Origin of the sequence: Antarcticirhabdus aurantiaca (assembly GCF_009765365.1) — a bacterium.
Lineage (GTDB): Bacteria > Pseudomonadota > Alphaproteobacteria > Rhizobiales > Rhizobiaceae > Antarcticirhabdus > Antarcticirhabdus aurantiaca.
Genome location: NZ_VTOM01000026.1, coordinates 53,819 through 67,499, shown reverse-complemented (window position 1 = coordinate 67,499; position 13,681 = coordinate 53,819). Strand labels below are relative to the sequence as shown.

General features: G+C 68.7%; 13 protein-coding genes. 5 read left to right on the top strand and 8 right to left on the bottom strand.

The window, feature by feature from the left end; all coding sequences use genetic code 11:
* Positions 1-80 precede the first annotated feature (80 nt).
* The 8 genes from FZN60_RS24205 to FZN60_RS24170 all read right to left on the bottom strand — a co-directional run bounded on the left by FZN60_RS24205 (position 81) and on the right by FZN60_RS24170 (position 9,795).
* Entirely contained in the window at positions 81-1,595 is a 1,515-nt protein-coding gene (locus FZN60_RS24205; RefSeq protein WP_158876087.1) for an FGGY-family carbohydrate kinase, read from the bottom strand.
* Entirely contained in the window at positions 1,588-2,430 is an 843-nt protein-coding gene (locus tag FZN60_RS24200; RefSeq protein WP_158876086.1) for a class I fructose-bisphosphate aldolase, read from the bottom strand. Before FZN60_RS24200 ends, FZN60_RS24205 begins: the two co-directional genes overlap by 8 nt.
* Positions 2,360-4,150, bottom strand: coding sequence for a glycerol-3-phosphate dehydrogenase/oxidase (locus FZN60_RS24195; RefSeq protein WP_158876085.1), 1,791 nt, complete (start codon positions 4,148-4,150; stop codon positions 2,360-2,362). Before FZN60_RS24195 ends, FZN60_RS24200 begins: the two co-directional genes overlap by 71 nt.
* A 62-nt stretch (positions 4,151-4,212) precedes the next feature.
* Positions 4,213-5,208, bottom strand: a complete 996-nt coding sequence (locus FZN60_RS24190) for an aldo/keto reductase (protein WP_158876084.1) — start codon at positions 5,206-5,208, stop codon at positions 4,213-4,215.
* Complete coding sequence (locus FZN60_RS24185; RefSeq protein ID WP_158876083.1) at positions 5,198-6,178, bottom strand: sugar-binding transcriptional regulator; 981 nt, start codon at positions 6,176-6,178, stop codon at positions 5,198-5,200. Before FZN60_RS24185 ends, FZN60_RS24190 begins: the two co-directional genes overlap by 11 nt.
* A gap of 3 nt (positions 6,179-6,181) precedes the next feature.
* The gene (locus FZN60_RS24180; protein ID WP_246727145.1) at positions 6,182-7,105 is read right to left on the bottom strand and encodes an ABC transporter permease; all 924 of its coding nucleotides are present in this window, start codon (positions 7,103-7,105) and stop codon (positions 6,182-6,184) included.
* A gap of 80 nt (positions 7,106-7,185) precedes the next feature.
* Entirely contained in the window at positions 7,186-8,706 is a 1,521-nt protein-coding gene (locus FZN60_RS24175) for a sugar ABC transporter ATP-binding protein (protein ID WP_158876081.1), read from the bottom strand.
* A gap of 75 nt (positions 8,707-8,781) precedes the next feature.
* Positions 8,782-9,795 (bottom strand): substrate-binding domain-containing protein, encoded by a 1,014-nt coding sequence (locus tag FZN60_RS24170; RefSeq protein WP_158876080.1) that lies wholly within the window; start codon positions 9,793-9,795, stop codon positions 8,782-8,784.
* Between the two features lie 557 nt (positions 9,796-10,352).
* Here FZN60_RS24170 and pqqA point away from each other — a divergent pair.
* The 5 genes from pqqA to pqqE all read left to right on the top strand — a co-directional run bounded on the left by pqqA (position 10,353) and on the right by pqqE (position 13,617).
* A complete protein-coding gene (pqqA, locus tag FZN60_RS29460) occupies positions 10,353-10,460 on the top strand; it encodes a pyrroloquinoline quinone precursor peptide PqqA (RefSeq protein WP_422570069.1) in 108 nt (35 codons plus the stop codon).
* A 73-nt stretch (positions 10,461-10,533) separates the two neighbouring features.
* Positions 10,534-11,460: a pyrroloquinoline quinone biosynthesis protein PqqB gene (gene pqqB / locus FZN60_RS24165; protein ID WP_158876079.1), complete on the top strand. Its 927-nt coding sequence runs from the start codon at positions 10,534-10,536 to the stop codon at positions 11,458-11,460.
* The gene (gene pqqC, locus FZN60_RS24160) at positions 11,457-12,212 is read left to right on the top strand and encodes a pyrroloquinoline-quinone synthase PqqC (protein ID WP_158876078.1); all 756 of its coding nucleotides are present in this window, start codon (positions 11,457-11,459) and stop codon (positions 12,210-12,212) included. Before pqqB ends, pqqC begins: the two co-directional genes overlap by 4 nt.
* Positions 12,209-12,502, top strand: a complete 294-nt coding sequence (gene pqqD / locus FZN60_RS29065; RefSeq protein ID WP_246727138.1) for a pyrroloquinoline quinone biosynthesis peptide chaperone PqqD — start codon at positions 12,209-12,211, stop codon at positions 12,500-12,502. The genes pqqC and pqqD overlap by 4 nt, the downstream gene beginning before the upstream one ends.
* Complete coding sequence (gene pqqE / locus FZN60_RS24155; RefSeq protein ID WP_246727136.1) at positions 12,499-13,617, top strand: pyrroloquinoline quinone biosynthesis protein PqqE; 1,119 nt, start codon at positions 12,499-12,501, stop codon at positions 13,615-13,617. The genes pqqD and pqqE overlap by 4 nt, the downstream gene beginning before the upstream one ends.
* Positions 13,618-13,681 lie beyond the last annotated feature (64 nt).

The window sequence follows — 13,681 nt, the reverse complement described above, 5'->3', positions numbered from 1 at the left end:
CTGAACCTGGATCTTTGGCGGGGCGCGCCCGGCCGGCGCGGCCGATCGCGGGACCGGCCGGCGGGGCGGCGCCCCTGGCCTCACGCGGCGTGACCGCCGACGGCCTGCTCGCTCCAGAAGGAGGACAGCGCCTCGGACAGCGCCAGGAATGCCCGGTAGCGCCGGTCGTAGTGCGCCTTCATGGCCGGATCGGGGGTGTAGACCGCCCGCGCCCGCGTCATCGCGGAAACCCCCGCTTCGTAGTCCGGGAAGAGGCCCGCCGCGAGGCTCGCGCCGATGGCGGCCCCCAGCGCGCCGGTCTCGCGCGCCTCGGGCACCGTGATCGGCAGGCCGAGGCCGTCGGCGAAGATCTGCGGCCAGTGCGGGCTGCGCGACCCGCCGCCCGACAGGACGGCCGTGTCGATCGTGAGTCCCGAGCGGCGCAGGACGTCGATGTGGCGCCGATGCTCGAACATCACGCCCTCGAACAGGGCGCGCAGCAGGTGGCCCTCCGTATGCCAGCCGGCGACGCCGTAGAAGCCGGCGCGATGATCGGCGCCGAGGCGCGACCCGTAGAGGAAGGGGTGGAAGATCGGATCGTCCGGGGCGGGCGCGACCGTGCCGACCCGCTCGTTGCAGTGGCCGAACGGATCGTCGTGATGGTGGCCGCGCTCGACCAGCTCGCGCACGTACCATTCGAGATTGGCCGCCGAGGTGGCGCTCGACTCGATGTTGACGAAGCGGCCGGGGCCGAAGCGGGCGGCCATGAAGACCTCCGGATCGTTCACCGGTTCTTTCGAGAAGGTCTGGTTGATCGACCAGGTCCCGACGATGATCGACGCCTCGCCCGGCCGCACGACGCCGGCCCCCATGGCGCTCGACACCACGTCGAAGTAGCCGGCGATGACCGGCGTGCCCTCGGCGAGGCCCGTTTCCCACGCGGCCTCGGCGCTCACGCGGCCGGCTATGTCGGCGGGATCGAGAAGGCGCGGGAGCTTGGGCGCCGCGTCCTCCAGTCCGTAAAGGCCGAGGAGCTCGGCATCGTATTCGGCTCCGGGCATGCGCACGAAGCCCGCGCCCGACATGTCGGACACGTCGCTGACGCGCTCGCCGGTCAGGCGGAAGGTCACGAAGTCCTTGCACAGCATGATCGTGCCGGCGTCGCGATAGGTGTCCGGCGCGTACTCCTTGACCCAGGCGAGCAGCGTCGGCGTCTGGGCCGGCCAGGGCTTCTGGAGGCAGATCGCGTGGAGCGCGTCGGCCTGTGCCGAGAGGCGCGCTGCCGTCGGGGCCGCGCGCGTATCGAGCGATTGGATGCCGAGAAGCGGCTTGCCCGCGCCGTCGATGAGGTAGAGCCCGTTGCCGTGGCCGGCGCAGCCGACGGCGGCGATGGCCCCGGGCTTGATGCCGGCCTCGTCGATGCAGCCGCGGATCGCATCGCGGGCGTTGCGCCACAGCTCGTTCAGGTCGCGCTCGACGTGCCCGGGCTTGGGGCTGTGAGACTGCCCGTCGATCGCCCGCATGGCGATCTGGCGGCCCGAAAGGTCGAAGAGCACCGCCTTGATGACCGTGTTCCCGGCGTCGAGGCCGAGGATGAAGCTCTCCCGGTCAGCCATTGTTGTAGATCTCCCAGGCTTCCTCGCCGCCGGCGCCCGAATGGATCATCGCCATCAGCGCGTTCACCACCGCCCTCGGATTGTCGTGCTGATAGATGTTGCGGCCGTAGACCAGCCCCTTCGCCCCTTGGCGAAGCAAGGCCGAAGACTTGGCGAGCACGGTCTTGAGGTCCTCCTTGCCACCGCCGCGAACGAGCACCGGCACCCGTGCCGCCTCGACCACGCGGTGGAAATCCTCCGCCCGGTCGGTCGGATCGGCCTTGATGATGTCGGCGCCCATCTCGGCGGCGAGGCGCACCAGCGTCACGATCTTCTCGGCGTCGCCGTCCACCTGGTAGCCGCCGCGCACGTCGTTGGGCAGCATGACCAGCGGCTCGATCATCAGCGGCATGCCGTACTTGTGGCAGGCGGCGCGAACGCGGCTGATGTTCTTCACGCACTGACCGAACAGGTCCGGCTCGTCCGGCAGCATGAAGAGGTTCACCACCACGCAGGCGGCGTCCATCTCAAGCGCGCCGAGGATCGGCTCCTCGTGGTTCTGGAGATGCGACCACATCACGCGATGGCGCTGGGCGTTGTAGGGATTGCCCATGTCGATGCGCATGACGAGGGCCGGCTTGTCCTTCTCGGGACGCGCCTGGAGGAGGTCGGCCTGCCCGTAGGCGAGCTGCAGGGCGTCGGGCTTGGCTTCGATCAGCGCGCCGACGACGCCGGCCATGTCTTCGAGGCCTGCGAGGAAGCTCGGCTCGTTGCAGACGCCGTGGTCAAGCGCGACGTCCAGACAGTTGCCGTTGGTGAACATCCTGTTCATCCGGGCCTTGGCGCTGATCTTCATGCACTGCTCCCAAGTTCGAGCGGCGGTCGAGCGCTTCGCGCGACACGCCGTGATAGGTGACGAGGTCTTCGATGACGGTTTGCGCTTCGCTGGCCGTCCGGTCGGCATCCCAGCCGAGCTCGCCGGCCAGCGCCTGCGCGACGCGCTCGACGACGGGCCGACTGACGTCGCCCCGGATCGCGAGCGAGGTGCGGCGGAACACGATGTCGGTGGCGCGCGCGACGAGCTCGTGCCGGGCGAGATAGACGACTTCCGCGAGCGTCGTGCCGATGCCGGCGTCCAGCCCCACGTCGTCCGGCCGGTTCCGGCAGAAGGCGATGACGTGGCGCGCCCTGCTGCCGTAGCGGTCGACGAGATGGCGGGCGCGCCCGAGCGAGATCGAGAATTCGGCGGCGAGCGCCGAGACGAGCGCCTCGGCATCGCGGGGAAAGCCGGCGCCGCCGCCGATCGGCAGCTCCAGCGTGCTCTGCCGACGCGGGGTCCCGAGCTCCGCCAAAACGGCGTCGGCCGTCTGCTCGGCGAAGGCGCGGAAGGTCGTCCATTTGCCGCCGACCATGCAGATCTGCGGCACCCGGCCCTCGATGCGCGCGACGGAGTGCCCGCGCGAGATCCGGCCGGTAAAGGCGTGATCGCTTCTCGGCAGAGGCCGGATGCCGCTGTAGCTGTAGACGACGTCGGCGGGGTCGATCGGAATCGAGGGGAACACCTCGCGCGCCGCCGCCAGGATGTAGGCCGTCTCGTCCGGCTCGCAGCGCACGCGCTCGGGCTTTGCCACGCGGATGTCGGTCGAGCCGACGAGCACGCGGCCGAGATAGGGGAACATGATGCAGACCCGGCCGTCCGCGTTCTCGAAGAAGATCATGTGGCCGCCGAGCGCCTCGAGGAGCCGGGCGTTGTCGAGGATGAGGTGCGAGCCCTTCGTACCCTCGACGAGCCGCTCGACCGGGCGGTTTGCGCCGTCCAGTTCGGCGACGGCCGTGTCGAGCCATGCGCCGGCCGCGTTGACGACGATCCGCGCCGTCACCGCCAGTCGGTTTTCCCCGACGCCGTCGCGGACCTCGAACCCGTCGCCGGCGGGACGCACCTCGGCGTAGTTCAGCGCGGCGCTTTGCGGGGCGAGCCGCTTCGTGTCGAGGAGAAGCTCGACGCCGAGGCGCTCGGGATAGCTGATCCAGGCGTCGTAATAGGTCGCCGAGAAGCGGAGCGTCGGATCCAGCGCCGGCCACCGGGCGAAGGTCGCCTTGGCGCCCCGGAAGACGTGGCGGGGCAGGAGCCGGCGGGCGCGGGTGATCCAATCGTAGAGCGCAAGGCCCGTCTTGACCGCGAGTGCGCCGCGCGGCGCGGGCTTGCCGGTCCAGCCGAGAAGGCCGGCCGCGCCGTTGAGGAGCCCCGAGCCGATCGAGCGCACGGGGATCGTGGTCGGCAGCGGCCGGACCATGTGCGGCGCGTTCGTCAGAAGCGCGTCGCGCTCGCGCAGGGATTCCCGCACCAGTTCGAACTCGCCGTTCTCCAGGTAGCGCAAGCCGCCGTGGATCATGCGCGAGGGCGCGGCGCTGCAGCCGGAGCAGAAGTCGTTCCGCTCGACCAGCAGCACCCGAAGGTCCTGCAGCGACAGGTCGCGATAAACGCCGATGCCGTTGATGCCGCCGCCCACGACGAGGACGTCGAACGCGGCATCGGCGCGGATCTCGTCGAGGGTCTCAGCTCTTTGATCGGGCATGGCTTCGCCGTTCGGCCGGCGGGCGCCAACCGTTCCTGTTGATCGAAAAAGGCGGCTTTGATTCAGCCGTCGAGGTTCACGAGGTGGAGCTTTGCGGCGCGACTGATCTGGGCGACCTCGTCGGGAGCCAGCCGAATGCGGCCGGCCCGTGCGTTCTCGCGGGCCTGCTCGACGGTCCGGGCGCCACAAAGGGCGAAGGTGATGCCGGGCTGCTGGAGCGTCCAGGCGATCACGACCTGCGCCTCGCTCGCGTCGTGCGCCTCGGCGACGAAGCGCACGTCCTCCATCAGCCGCGCGACCTTGCGGCGGTTCTCGAGGGAGAAGCGGGGATTGTCCCGCCGCTGGTCGTCGCCCGAGAACTCGCGCTCCGGCCCGATCTTGCCCGACAAGAGGCCGAGGGCGAGCGAGGAGTAGCTCAGCACCGACACGTCGTTCTCGATGCAGCAGGGCAGAAGATCGGCCTCGATGCCCCGCGCGATCATGTTGTATTCCTGCTGGACGGCATCGAGCCGGCCGGCCGCGAGATAGGCGCGCACGTCCTCGACGGTCACGTTGCTCGCGCCGATCGAGCGGATCTTGCCCTGCACCTTCAGGCGCTCCAGCGCCTCCATCGTCTCGGCGATGGGGGTCGTCGGATCCTGCCAGTGGGTGATGTAGTGGTCGATGCAGTCGACGCCCAACCGGCGCAGGCTCTGCTCCACTTCGTAGACGATCGAGTCCGCTCCGAGATAGCGATGCACTGGCTCGCCGTCATAGTCGAAGAAGTGGTTGCCCTTGCGGGTGTGCCAGACGAGGCCGAGCTTCGTCGCCAGCACCACCTTGTCCCTTCGGCCCTTGATCGCCTTGCCGACGATCTCCTCCGACAGGCCCTTGCCGTAGGCCGGCGCCGTGTCGATCAGCGATACGCCCTCGTCGATCGAGGCCTGGATGGCGGCGATGGATTGCGCCTCGTCGGTGCCGCCCCACATCCAGCCGCCGATCGCCCAGGTTCCGAGGCCGATGGCGGAGGCGGAGATGCCGGAGGCGCCGATTTCGCGGTTCAACATGTCAGGCGACATCGCGCATGCTTCCATTAAAGCTGAGGAGGGCGTTGGCCGTGTCCTCGTCCACCACCAGCGACTTGAGATAGCCGCCATTCAGAACGGCCCGGATCGGCCGCACCTTCTCCGCGCCGCTCGCCACGCCGATGACCGATCGGCAGCGGCCGAGATCGGCCGGCGCGAGCGCGACGAGGCGGTCGTTCAGGGCGTAGCTGGCGAGCTTGCCGTCGTCGCGGATGAGGTGGGCGAGGAACTCCGCCGCCGCGCCGCTGGCCGTGAGCGCGTCACGGTCCGGGCTGCGGTCGGGATGGAGGTCGTAGTAGCTCGACCCCGACTCCCGGATCGATCCGATGCCGGCGAGCACCACCGCCGCCCGGCGGGCGAGGTCGAATGCCGCCTTCACCGGCGCCATCTCCAGAAGGAGGTCGCGCTGCTCGCGGGTTTCGGCGAAGAGCGGCGCGTGGAGAAGCATTGTCGAGCCGCCGAGCTTCTCGGCGAGGCGTGCCGCCAGATGGTTGACGTCGGTGTAGTGCTTGCCCTGGACGCCCCCGGTCAGGGGCACCACGGTCACGTCGAAGGCCCGTTCCGGCTGAAGGTTCTGGACGATCGCGCTGATCGCCTTGCCGCCGGTGATGGCGAGAACGTCGCCGTCGCGGATGGTCTCGAGGAGCTGGCCGGCGGCGACGCGGCCGACCTGCTGGAGGGTGCTTTCGGGACTGCCGGGAACGGTCGGCGTCACGACGGCGCTCGCGAGGCTCCCCTTCTCGCGCACCTGCCCTTCGATCTCCACCAGCCGCTGAAAGGGACTTTCCACCGAGATCTTCAGCATGCCGAGCTTGCGCCCCTGCGCGATCAGCCGGTTGACCTTGGAGGCCGACAGGTTCAGCGCCTCGGCGATTTCGTTCTGCTTGAGGCCATCGACGAAGTGCAGGGTCAGAACCGTCTGGATCTGCCGGATCGTCTCGAAGTCGTGCCTGCTGTCGGCCATCGGTCAGCCCCGGCGCTTGTTGAAGTACAGATCCGCGGTGACGGCGGTGAGAAGAATGGAGCCGCGGATGATGTCCTGCCAGTAGACCGAAACGTTGAGGAGGGCGAGCGAGGAGGAAACCACCGAGAGCAGGATCGTTCCGAGGATCGCGCCGAGGATCGTGCCCGAGCCGCCCTTGAGGCTCGCCCCGCCGATCACCGCCGCGGCGATGACGTTCAGCTCCATGCCGACGCCGAAGGTGGGCTGGGCCGAGCCGAAGCGGGCCATGTAGATGACGCCGGCGACGCCGCACAGAGCCGAGCAGAGGGTCGTCGTCAGGAACACGACCTTCTTGGTGCGGATGCCGGAATAGGCCGCCGCCTTTTCGTTGCTGCCGGTGTAGAAGACCTTGCGGAAGGCCGTCGTGCGGCGCAGCACGAAGTCGGACACGGCCACGAAGACGACGAAGATGATGATGACGACCGGGATGCCGGCGACCGCGCCCTGCCCGATGAACTTGAACTCGGGCGGCAGCGTGAAGAGCCCGATCGGCCGCCCGCCGGTGCCCAAGAGACAGAAGCCGCGCGCGATCACCATCACGGCCAGCGACACGATGAAGTGGTGGAGGCCGACCTTCGTGACGAAGAAGCCCATGGCCGCACCGATGGCCGCGCTCGCCGCGATGGCCGCCGCGGAGGCGAGCCAGGGATCGACGCCCGAAAGAAACAGGAGGCCGGCGATCACCATGGCCAGCGCCGTCACCGAGCCGACGGACAGATCGATGCCGCCCGAGATCAGGAGGACGGTCATGCCGACGACGACGATACCCTCCACGGCGAAGGCCATGGCCATCGCGCGCATGTTGTCCCAGGTCAGGAAGTAGGGCGAAGCGAAGGACATCACGAGGAACAGGAGCGCGATGATGAGGATCAGTCCCGTCTCGCGCATCTTCAGGAGATGGCCGATCCGAATGCCCTGCCCGGCCGTCTCGCTTATTCCCGCCGGCGCCTCTGCCACTCTCTGCGTCCTCATGCCGCCCTCTCCTGCTCGTCGGCCAGCGACGCCAGCACCATGATGTTCTCCTCGGTCATCCGGTCCCCGGTGACCTCTCCCGCGATCCGCCCCTCGCGCACGACCAGCACGCGGTCGCACAGGCCGATCAGCTCCGGCAGCTCCGACGAGATGACGAGGATGCCGACGCCGCTTCGCGCGAGTTCGCGCAGGATGCGGTGGATCTCGGCCTTGGCCCCGACATCGACGCCCCGCGTCGGCTCGTCCAGGATGATGACCTTCGGCCCGACCGATAGCATCTTGGCGATCGCGACCTTCTGCTGGTTGCCGCCCGACAGCGTCGAGACGGGGTCGGAAACATTGCCGCATTTCAGCGCGAGCTTGCGGCCGAGCTCCTCGGCCTGGCCGCGCTCGCGGCGCTCGCTGACGAGACCGAAGCGCGTGCCGACGCGCTCCACGGCGAGCGCCGAGACGTTGGCGGCGACCGACAGATCGAGGAACAGCCCGTCGCCCTTGCGGTCCTCCGAAAGGTAGACGATCCCCGCCGCGATGCTGTCGGCGTAGGTCTTCAGCCGGAGCGGCCGGCCATGCAGGCTCACCTGCCCCGTGACCTGCCCTTCGAGCCGGCAGATGCCCTTGACGATCTCGCTGCGTCCGGCGCCGATCAGCCCGCCGATCCCGAGAATCTCGCCCTTCCGCAGCTCGAAGCTGACATCGTGGAAGGCACTCGCCTCGCTGAGGTTCTCGACCGCGAGCACCACCTCGCTTGAGCGTTCGTCGTCGGTGAGCTTGTCAGGGTAGAGGCTGTCGAGCACGCGCCCGACCATCGAGGCCACGACCTCTTCGGGCGTGGTTTCCGCGACGTCGAGCGTCCTGACGTAGCGGCCGTCGCGCATGACGGTCACGCGGTCGCAGTTCTGGAAGATTTCGGCCATCCGGTGCGAGATATAGATGATGCCGATGCCCTCCGCCGCGAGGCTGCGGATGATGACGAACAGCCGGTCGGCCTCGCGCTCGGTCAGCGCGGCGGTGGGCTCGTCGAAGATCAGGATGCGGCAGTCGAGCGTCAGGGCCTTGGCGATCTCGACCAGCTGCTGCTGGGAGATCGACAGGTCGCGCACCATCGTCGCGGGGTCGATGTCGCCGAGCCGCCGGATGATCGCGTCGGCGCGCCGCTCCAGGGCGCGATAGTTCATCAGGAGCGACCGGCTGCTGTTCGTCACCGACATGAAGATGTTCTCGGCGACCGAGACGTCCGGGCAGAGGGCGATCTCCTGGTGGACGAAGCCGATGCCCATCCGCTGGGCCTCCAGCGGCGAACCGATCACGACGGGCCGGCCGTCGAGGCAGATTTCACCGCTGTCGGGCTGGAGGATGCCGTCGATGATGTTCATCAGCGTCGACTTGCCCGCGCCGTTCTCGCCGGCCAGGGCGTGGATCTCCCCGGCCCGCAGTTCGAACTGGGCGTCCCGAAGGGCGCGAACCGGTCCGAACGACTTCGCAAGGTTGGAGACTTTCAGGAGAACGGGTTTGTCCACGGCCTGGCTCTTCGCGAGAAAGGGAAACCTTTGGCATCCGCGCCGCGAGGGGCGCGGATGCGGCGTCGCCCGAGCCTAGTTCGGATCGCGGCCTTCCATGTACTTGTTGAGGTCGAAGGAGTCGGCGTTCTCCTTGGTGATCACCGCGAAGCCATTGTCGGCGAAGGGGATCGCCATCGGGTTGGCGCCGGAGGTCTTGTAGTCGTTGAACGGGTCGATGAGATCGGGATGGGCCGCCATGAAGGTGGCGACGAAGCCGAGATAGCCCTGCATGCCCTGGTTCGGGTTCAGCGCCATGTGGATGTTGCCGGCCTTGATCTGCTCCAGCGTCGCCGGCGTGATGTCGGCGTGCATGATCAGCACATCCGCGTTCGCTTCGAGAACCGCCGCGACCGCGCCTTCGGCCGACCCGGCCTCCGGGATCCAGAGGGCCTTGAGGTTGGGATTGGCCTGAAGCATCGAGGCGACCGCGCGGTTGGCGACGGTGGCATCCTGGTTGGACGCCTGGCGCCCGACCAGCTTCATGTTCGGATAGGTCTTCTCCATGTAGTCGATCAGAGCGGTGACGCGCAGGTCGTGGTTGCTCTGGCCGGGATTCTCCAGAACCGCGTACTCGGCGCTGTCGCCGACCTGGCGGACGATCTCCTCGGCGGCGAACTTCGCCTCCGCCAGGTTGTCCGAGGTGATGTAGGAGACGCGCTTGGAGTTCGGGGAGTCGGCCGCGAAGGTGACGACGCTCGTGCCGTTGTCGACGGCGCGGTTGATCGGGTCGATGAACGGATCGGCCTGCATGGGATGCAGGAGGATGCCGGCCGGCCTCTTGATCAGGTCCTGCTCGAACGATGCGATCTGCTTGGCGATGTCGTAGTCCGGCGTTCCCGAAAACACGGCCTGGCAGCCCATCGCCTCGGCCGCCTGCTTGAAGCCCTGATAGACCGGGATCCAGTAGGGGTGCGCCGAGACCATGACGTTCATCACGTAGGTCTCGTCGGGCTTGCACTGGAACTTGCTCTGCGCCGCGGCGGTGCCTGCCACCGTCAACGACAAGGCCATCGCCAGGCCGGATGCGGCCAGCATGAGCGTCTTCATATCGTCCTCCCGAAGAAATCCGTCCCCCGAGCCCGCTCCCACGGACTCTCTGCAAGAAAATTCGCTTATCGATAAATCTTGCAAGACGAGTTCTACCCGTGGCTGCTCCCACCCGTCAACTGCTCCGATGGAAAAATCATTTACTGAAATTTATTTCACCTTGATGCGGCAGAGCGGATTGCCTGAGATGTTCAAAGGCCGGCCGCGGGACGCGCTTCTCAACGAGACTACGCTTCTGCGACCACCGACTTCGGCGAAACTTACTCCTTGAACGAAACCGTCATGGCGAAGAGCGCGGTCTACGACGCCTGCGGCAAGCGGGTCGGCCAGGCCGAAGAGGACACCGTTCGAAGACGGCCGCCGCCTCCGGACCGGGCTGGCGACGCAGTTCCGAGATTCGCGGGGCGAGGCTCGTTTGCCGGCTTCGGGAGCGCGGCGATCGGCATTCCGGCCGATCGGCAGGAACGCCGCCCGGCCTCGCGTTGTTGACGAGGAGGCGCGACTGTCCCTAGTCTGGGGCGGGCGCCGTCTACGACCGACGATACAGGGGAGAACGCATGACCAAGACCTGGAAGAAGCCGCAGATGTGCCAAGTCGCCGCCGGCTTCGAGATCACGCGCTACGCAGAAGCCGAGATCGCCGTTCGCAAGGACGGCCGCAAGTAATTCTTGCGTCTATGCTTGGCAACGGCTCGCGGCCGGTGCCGCGGGCCGTTTCTTGTTCGGGGTTTGACGCGACGTGCGACTGAAGATCCTGGGATCGGCCGCGGGAGGCGGCTTCCCGCAATGGAACTGCAACTATCGGCTCAGCCGGGCCGCGCGCGCCGGCGAGCTGCGACCCCGCCTTCAATCGAGCCTGGCCGCCACGTCCGGCGCGGATGCGGGATGGGTGCTGTTCAACGCCTCGCCGGACGTCCGCCAGCAGATCAACGAGACTGTCGAGCTCCAGCCCGCCCCCGACGCGCCGCTGCGCTCGACGCCGATCCGCGCCGTCGTGCTCACCAACGCCGACGTCGATCACCTCGCCGGGCTCCTGTCGCTGCGCGAGCGTCAGCCCTTCCATCTCTACGCCACGGCGCGGGTGCTCGCCGTCCTGGCGGCCAACCCGATCTTCCGCGTCCTCGATGAAGCCGTCGTGCGGCGGCTGTCCGTCGAGCTCGGGCAGCCCTTCGCGATCGAAGGGCCACAGGGTCCGACGGGGCTGACGGCCGAGCTCTTCGCCGTGCCCGGCAAGGTGGCGCTGTTTCTGGAAACGGGCCGGGCCGAGACGGATTTCGAGGCCGATCCGGAAGACACCGTGGGCGCACGCATCTCCGATGCGCAAGGGCGCTCGGCCTTCTACGTCCCGGGCTGCGCCCGCGTCGACGCCGACTTCCTCCGCCGCATTGCGGGCGGCGACCTCCTCCTGTTCGACGGAACCGTGTTCGCCGACGACGAGATGGCCGCGGCCGGGGTCGGCACGAAGACCGGCCGCCGCATGGGCCACCTGCCGATCGGCGGCGAGGACGGTTCGCTGCGGGCCCTGGAGCGGGCCGAAGTCGCGCGCCGCGTCTTCGTCCACATCAACAACACCAATCCCATCCTCGACGAGGCCTCGCCCGAGCGCCGGACGGTCGAGCGGGCGGGCTGGGTCGTCGCCTTCGACGGCATGGAGATCACGCTGTGACCGCCGACTTTCGCCTCGACCGCACGCTTTCAGCGCCGCAGCTCGAAGACGTGCTGCGCCAGGTCGGCGCCGAGCGCTACCACATAAGGCACCCCTTTCACCGCTTGATGGTGGACGGCGCGCTGACGCGCGGCCAGATGCAGGCCTGGGCGCTGAACCGCTACTGCTACCAGGCGACGATCCCGGCCAAGGACGCGATCATCCTGTCGCGCATCGAGGACCGTGCCCTGCGCCGCGCCTGGCGCGAGCGCATCGTCGACCATGACGGCGACGCGACCTCGCCGGGCGGGATCGAGCGCTGGATCCAGCTGGCCAGGGGCCTGGGGCTCGACGCCGAGGTCGTGGCCTCCCAGCGCCTGGCGCTGCCCGCGACGCGCTTCGCCGTTCTGGCCTATCTGCGGCTCGTGGAGAAGCGCACGCTTCTGGAGGCGATCGCCTCCTCGCTGACGGAGATGTTCTCGCCGCAGGTCATCGGCGAGCGCGTCTCGGCCATCCTGCAGCGGTATCCCTACATCGACGCGGACACGCTCGGCTACTTCACCCCGCGCCTCACCCAGGCGCCCCGCGACGTCGACGTGGCGCTCGCCTACGTGCGCGAGCATGCCCGCACCCAGGACACGCAGCAGCAGGTCGTGGACGCGCTGATCACCAAGTGCGACATCCTTTGGAGCATGCTCGACGCCCTGCATTTCGCCTATGTCGAGCCGCGCTTCGTTCCGCCCGGCGCCTTCGTGCCCGAGGATGCGGGATGACCCGGCCGCAGCGCCCGATCGCCGGCGCGCAGTCGCGGCCGGCCCTGCCGCGCCACGTGCGCATGCACTTCGACGAGCGGCGCGGCGCCTGGGCGCTGTTGTCGCCGGAAAAGGTGCTCTGGCCCGACGAGATCAGCCTGGCGATTCTGCGCCGCTGCGACGGCCGGTCGGAGGCCGGTGCGATCGCCAGATCACTGGCCCTCGACTACGAGGCGGACGAGGACGAGGTGCTGGCCGACGTGCTGGCCTTCCTGCAGGACTGGAGCGATCGCATGGTGGTGCGGCTGTGAGCGAGGCGGGACCCGGCCTTCCGATCGGCATCCTCGCCGAGCTCACCCACCGCTGCACGCTGCAATGCGCCTACTGCTCGAACCCGCTCGAACTGTTGAAGGCCGACAAGGAGCTCGGCACCGCCGAGTGGCGATCGATCTTCGAGCAGGCGGCCGATCTCGGCATCCTCCAGGTTCACCTGTCGGGCGGCGAGCCGATCCTGCGGCCCGACCTCGCCGAGCTCGTGGGCGTGCTGGCCTCGCGCGGCCTCTATTCCAACCTCATCACCGCCGGCGTCGGCCTCGACGAGACGCTGACGGCGCGGCTGGCCGCGGCCGGGCTCGATCACGTGCAGATCTCGTTCCAGGGCGCCCGCCCGGAAACGACGGAGGCGATCGGGCGCCTGCGCGGGAGCCACGAGAAGAAGCTCGCCGCCGCGCGCGCCGTGCGGGCGGCAGGCCTGCCCCTCACCGTCAACGCGCCGATCCACCGGCGCAACATCGAGGAGGTCGAGCTGTTCATCGACCTCGCGCTCGAGCTCGGGGCGGAGCGCCTGGAGATCGCCAATGTCCAGTATTACGGCTGGGCGCTCCTGAACCGGCCGGCGCTGATGCCGCCGCGCGAAGCGGTGGAGCGGCAGATCGGGATCGTGGAGGCCGCCCGCGCGGCGCTGCGCGGCGTTCTCGCCATCGACTTCGTCGCGCCGGACTATTATGCGAGCTTCCCCAAGGCCTGCATGGGCGGCTGGGCGCGCGACGCCTTCATGATCACGCCCGACGGCACGGCGATGCCCTGCCACGCCGCGGCCTCGATCCCCGGCCTGCGCTTCGACAACGCCGCCCGGCTTCCCTTGACCGAGATCTGGAACCGCTCGCCCGCCTTCGAGGCCTATCGCGGCACCGGCTGGATGAACGAGCGCTGCCGCGGCTGCGAGCGGCGCGACATCGACTTCGGCGGCTGCCGCTGCCAGGCCATGGCCCTGACGGGCGACCCGACCGAGACCGACCCCGCCTGCTCCTTGTCGCCCCTCCACGCCCACGTCCTGGCCCTCGCCGAGAGCGACGCCGCGAGCGCCGAAGCCACCATCCACCCCCGCCGCATCGGCGGAGCGCGGGCCGGCGAGCTGACGCGATAACCGTCAAACGAAGAAACCCCCGGATCGCGAGATCCGAGGGTGCCGATGCTCCGGCCGCACCGCG